4 protein-coding genes are annotated in these 5,636 nt (G+C 37.1%); 3 read left to right on the forward strand and 1 reads right to left on the reverse strand.

The window, feature by feature from the left end:
- Positions 1-195: 195 nt before the first annotated feature.
- Positions 196-990 (reverse strand): helix-turn-helix domain-containing protein, encoded by a 795-nt coding sequence (locus tag GZ1_RS17060; protein ID WP_060788965.1) that lies wholly within the window; start codon positions 988-990, stop codon positions 196-198.
- 226 nt (positions 991-1,216) lie between these two features.
- Between GZ1_RS17060 and GZ1_RS17065 the strand changes: the two genes are divergently transcribed.
- From GZ1_RS17065 to GZ1_RS17075, 3 genes are all read left to right on the forward strand, one after another.
- Positions 1,217-3,172: a primary-amine oxidase gene (locus GZ1_RS17065; RefSeq protein ID WP_060788966.1), complete on the forward strand. Its 1,956-nt coding sequence runs from the start codon at positions 1,217-1,219 to the stop codon at positions 3,170-3,172.
- Between the two features lie 71 nt (positions 3,173-3,243).
- The gene (locus GZ1_RS17070; protein WP_060788967.1) at positions 3,244-3,822 is read left to right on the forward strand and encodes a hypothetical protein; all 579 of its coding nucleotides are present in this window, start codon (positions 3,244-3,246) and stop codon (positions 3,820-3,822) included.
- Positions 3,823-3,930: 108 nt separating this feature from the next.
- Entirely contained in the window at positions 3,931-5,187 is a 1,257-nt protein-coding gene (locus tag GZ1_RS17075; protein ID WP_197501146.1) for an ammonium transporter, read from the forward strand.
- The last annotated feature ends 449 nt before the right edge of the window (positions 5,188-5,636 follow it).

Raw genomic sequence — 5,636 nt, forward strand, 5'->3', positions numbered from 1 at the left:
AAATAACCTAAAATTAAGATAGGATGTGTCCAAATTTAGGGGGTCAATCCACCTCTCTCTATTCTAAAATCCATTCAGAGATACCTTATCTATCTTGCATTATACAAAATTCTTGACAGTGCCGATCTAAAGTTTAACTTTTCAAGGTGCATTTATATAACTACCCTTATGTTGTGGGAATGCCAATTGTTCATATTATAATGCAGATTTATACATTTCTTTATATTGTTTAGGAGTCAAAAGGGTAAATTTTTTAAATTCTCTAATAAAGTGAGACTGATCGTAATAACTGCTATCCAAGAGAGAACTCTCAGTTTTTAGGATCATATCTAGAGAATTTTGAAATTTAACAATTTGGCAAAATTGCTTAGGTGAAAATCCGATATATTTTTCAAATATTTTACGTATATATCTATCAGAATAACCAGTCTCTTCTGATAAATCGCTGATGTTCAATCCCCCATTGGACAAATAAATTTTTCGAATAGCGTAATCAATAATTTGATAATCATAACCCATTTCACATCTAGTCTTATATAAAAATTTTTTAAATATCGCTACTCTATTGCTGAAACTTTCTCCGGCTGCGATTTCCTCTATAATGCTTGGATTCCCCGATAAAACGTCAAATAAAGGGATTTGTTGTTCCAAAAGTTCTTCCATCGGATAATTTAATTTAATCATTCCTTGTTCAGGAAAAAACCTTACCCCAAAATATTCACAGTTGTTAATAAAGTTTGGCTGCTTGCGCCGTTGAAAAGGACTAGTCCAAAGAAAAGCGGAAGGGTGGTTGGAGTCACAACAAAACAATATATCAAAGCAGCCATCGGGAACGAGAGAAAAATAGGATGGATCGTTCGTTGTTTTAAATTGATAAAATAGCGCAATATCTTTATCAATAGACTGTCCTGTTGGCTTTAATTCCACATAAGAATCTGTATTCGCCTGAATTTCCGGTTGAAAAGGAAAATAACGATTAATATTTTTCAACTGTATCACCCTCCTATCCTATTTCCTGTATTTACTATTTAGATAGTGATAATGTTTATTTCTTGAAATTAATTTTTATATAATGAATTATTTTATTTCTATTTTATTGTTATTTTTTTTTACATTAAAAGTTATATTTTGTTACTTGTTCCGGTTTGTACAATACAAACTGACCATTAAACAGCTATCATAAAGAAAAAATTTATTATTTAAGGAGGAATTGTTCATGCATACACACGGTGAAGTGAAAGTACAAAAAATTTCCCATCCTTTAGAGCCGCTAACGGCAGAAGAAATTACAAAGGCTGTTGCCATTTTACGAGAAAAAAAGAATTTGGGGCATAAAGTGAGATTTGTTCAAGTTGTTTTGCATGAACCGGAAAAGGAAGTGGTACTCAATTACAAAGACGGAGATCCTATTAATCGAGAAGCTTTCATTATTATTTTAGATAATGAAACGGAAAAAACTTACGAAGCAGTCGTTTCAATCACTAATGAAGAGGTTGTATCATGGGAGCATATTCCAGATGTTCAACCGAATTTTATGCTAGATGAATTTGAGGAATGTGAAAGAGTAGTAAAAAATCATCCTGAATATAGAAAAGCGTTATTAAAAAGGGGAATTACTGATCCTGATTTAGTTATGATTGATCCTTGGTCTGCTGGTTATTTTAATATCGAAGAGGAAGAAGGAAAAAGAATTGCTCGGGCCTTAGCATGGGTGCGCAAATTTCCAGGTGATAATGGTTATGCTTACCCTCTTACAGGTTTGGTAGCTATTGTTGATTTGAATAAAATGGAAGTTATCAAAATTGATGATTTTGCTGTAAAACCTTTACCACCATTAGATGGGAATTACACACCAGAAACTTCTGAGTCGATTCAATTCCGTCAAGATTTAAAACCGCTTGAAATTATTCAACCAGAAGGGCCAAGCTTTGAAGTTGATGGTCATCATATACGTTGGCAAAAATGGGATTTTCGTTTTAGCTTCACACCGAGAGAGGGGCTTGTTCTTCACACTATTGGATATAAAGATAAAGGAAAAATTCGTCCTATTCTTTATCGGGCATCGTTAGCCGAAATGGTAGTTCCGTACGCCGATGCCTCACCTGCGCATAATCGTCAAAATGCATTTGATGCAGGGGAATATGGGATTGGACAGTTGGCGAATTCTTTAACCCTTGGTTGCGACTGTTTGGGAGAGATTCGTTATTTTGATGCAGTGATGACCGATAGCAGGGGAAACGTCAAAATCATTCCTAATGCGATTTGTTTGCATGAAGAAGATTATGGAGTTGCTTGGAAACATACAGATTGGAGAACAGGACATGTAGAAGTGCGCCGATCACGGCGTCTTGTCATCTCATTTTTTGCAACTGTAGCAAACTATGATTATGGATTTTTCTGGTATTTTTATCAAGATGGCACGATTGAAGTGGAGGTGAAATTAACGGGAATTGTTAATACAGGAGCACTTGATCCAGATGAACAGCCGAAATATGGCAATATTATTGCTCCGCAGTTAAATGCGCCTTTTCACCAGCATTTCTTTACATTTCGTCTTGATACTCAAATAGACGGGATGAATAACTCATTAGTAGAAATTAATACAGTACGGGAGACAAAAGGCCTGCATAATCCGTTTAATAATGGCTTTTATACTGAGACAACGACATTTAAAACAGAACAAGAGGCGTGCAGAGTGATGAATTTAGAGTCGCAGCGTACATGGAAAATCATCAATCCTAATTCTTTCAATGCAGTTGGACAGCCTGTAGGATATAAAATTGTGCCGGGTGAAAATTGTCTTCCTTTCGCCTATGACGATTCTAGCTTAATTAAACGAGCCGGATTTATTAAACATCATTTGCATGTTACAAAATTTGATAAAAATGAAATGTATGCTTCTGGAAAATACCCTAACCAACATAAAGGAGGAGATGGATTGCCGAAATACATTCAAGCCAACCGTAATATCGAGAATGAAGATATTGTAGTTTGGTATACAATGGGGCATCATCATATTACTCGTCCGGAAGATTGGCCTGTGATGCCAACGGCGTATATTAATTTTCAGTTGAAACCAGTGGGATTTTTTGATCGTAATCCAGCTATTGATTTGCCGCGGCCTACACCTAAAGAGTGCCATTCGAACATAGGTTCCTCTTGTCAACATTAAGCGTTGAAAAAGGAGTTGGCTGTTTGAACCAGCTCCTTTTTCGATAAGCTCTCTATTTTCGGAGGTGTCGTATGTTACTTGTAGTTAGTATAGTTATTATCTCTTTATACACTGCTTATTATCTAAGAAAGATTTATGCCAATGGTCGTTTCCTAAGTCATGTCATGGGAAAAGTACTTACAATGGCTTTAACAATGGTAAACAGTTTAACTGTTGGATTTCTGTTGGCCAGTTTTTTGCATGGTAAGTTGGCTGTTTCAACTATATTATCCGTTACTCTTAGTGGTTGCATTGCTTATTTGCTTGGAAAACCGTTTGGGTTGCTGGCGATTATAGATGGTTTAGTGGCTAGTCTAATGGGTGGAATGATGGGGGCTATGTTAGCTGAGATGTTACAATCCCCTTCCATAGCTTTAGTGACTGTATATATGGATGTAGTCTATATTCTCAGTTTTTCTCTGGCAGTAGTGCTTATTAATCGAGAAATAGCAAAAAAGGGTTCCAAAATCATAAGTAAGTTTTATTCGATCTGTTTGGCAATCATCGTACCGTTAATGATTATCGGTGTAGCTGTCTTTTTTGATTTTGAAAATGTAGGCAGTAAAAGTGGACTAAACGGTCATAATCTCCATCATATGATGAAAGAGTAAAGGGGGGCTGTTATCATGTTGAAAAAAGGAAAGTATTTATTGGCTTTTCTATTAGGAAGCATCATTCTTTTTCCATTTAATGCTTTTGCTGCTGAAAAAACGTCTTCCATTAACTCTGGAGATACAACTTGGATGTTAATTTGTACAGCGATTGTTATTTTTATGCATGTACCAGGTCTTGCTCTTTTTTACGGGGGATTAGTCAGTGAGCGAAATGTTGTATCGACTATGATGCATAGTTTTGTTAGCTTATTAGTTATTTCTGTTGTTTGGGTGTTATGGGGATATAGTTTGAGTTTTGGACCGGATATTAAAGGAGTTATTGGTGGAAGCGATTATTTAGGTCTTCATGGAGTAAATGGGGAAGCGGCGTTTGGTACACTAACGATTCCACATTACGTTTTTGCGATGTTTCAATGCGCTTTTGCTGCAATTACGGTGGCCATTATCTCTGGGGGAATTGCTGGACGTATCTCATTCTCCGCATGGCTCGTTTTTTCGGTTCTGTGGGTAACATTGGTTTATGCGCCGATGGCTCACTGGGTGTGGGGTGGCGGTTGGTTATTTAAGATGGGAGAACTGGACTTTGCTGGTGGGACTGTTGTTCATATTCTTTCAGGAGTAAGTGCCCTTACAGCATCTTTAATCATTGGGCCGAGGTTTGAATATTTGAAGAAAGAACATGCTCCACACAATATTGTGCTTTTTCTGATTGGTGCAGCTACTTTATGGTTTGGATGGTTTGGGTTTAATGCCGGTAGTGCCCTAAGTGCTAATGATATCACTTCCCTTGTTTTTGTAAACACCCACATTGCCGCGGCGGCTGGAGGACTAGGATGGATGTTCATAGAGTGGATAGTACGTAAGCGGCCTACATTAGTGGGAACTGCAACAGGGGCGATAGCTGGTCTTGTTGCTATTACTCCTGCAGCAGGATTTGTCACTATCCCTTCAGCACTGATTATTGGCATTATTGTTGCGCCTATTTGTTATGTCGCTATACATTTTGTTAAGGCACGACTTAAATATGATGATACATTGGATGCTTTCGGAGTTCATGGTATTGGAGGCATATGGGGCTCAGTTGCCACAGGGATTTTTGCGACAAAAGAAGTAAATCCTGCGGGCAATGATGGTTTGCTCTACGGTAATCCTGAACAGCTTTTGCATCAATGTATAGGTGTTGTCATAGCTATTATTTTAGCTACTGTCGGCACATTCATCATTTTGAAATTAATGTCGTTGTTTATGCGGTTGCGAGTAAGTAAAGAGGAAGAATTAATGGGGCTGGATCTTAGTTTTCATGAAGAACCTGCGTATAACCAATTGAGAAGTTTAGAAATAGCGACAACAAAATCTGAATAGACCATGTTTGTGGCACAGAGGAAAGCGTGAAATGAAGAAAATCACAATGGATTTAATATTTCTGTCAATTATTTGAACCAAAATGATTACTTTAAAAGTGAACTATGTGTTCTCGTTTTTAATCCCTATATAGAGAGATTGTTGGTTCTTTAGTATTTTTGCCATAACGGGGTAAGATGCTCATTTTTGGGTTAAATCACGGAATACTTTGGGAATTCTCCGAGGAATGGAAGGCAAGGGTGTCTCATATCGCATTTGGCTTTTTCAACAGCATTGAAAATCGTTGCCGTTTGTGAAAAAAATAAAAAATGGAGATTGTGCACCACTTTTATCGAGGTGGTGCTTTTTGCTTATTTTTCTTTCCCCTTTTGCGCTCAAAACAGTATCCTTATCGAAAGTAAATTAGGTGAACACTGCTACAAGTCTTGATGTCTGCGATCAATACTCAA

Origin of the sequence: Geobacillus zalihae NBRC 101842 (genome assembly GCF_001544135.1) — a bacterium.
GTDB classification, from domain to species: Bacteria; Bacillota; Bacilli; order Bacillales; family Anoxybacillaceae; genus Geobacillus; species Geobacillus zalihae.

What these genes read in the sequence shown, in the direction of transcription:
- GZ1_RS17065 (WP_060788966.1), top strand. Translation starts at nt 1,217, where the DNA reads ATGCATACACACGGTGAAGTGAAAGTACAAAAAATTTCCCATCCTTTA.
- GZ1_RS17070 (WP_060788967.1), top strand. Translation starts at nt 3,244, where the DNA reads ATGTTACTTGTAGTTAGTATAGTTATTATCTCTTTATACACTGCTTAT.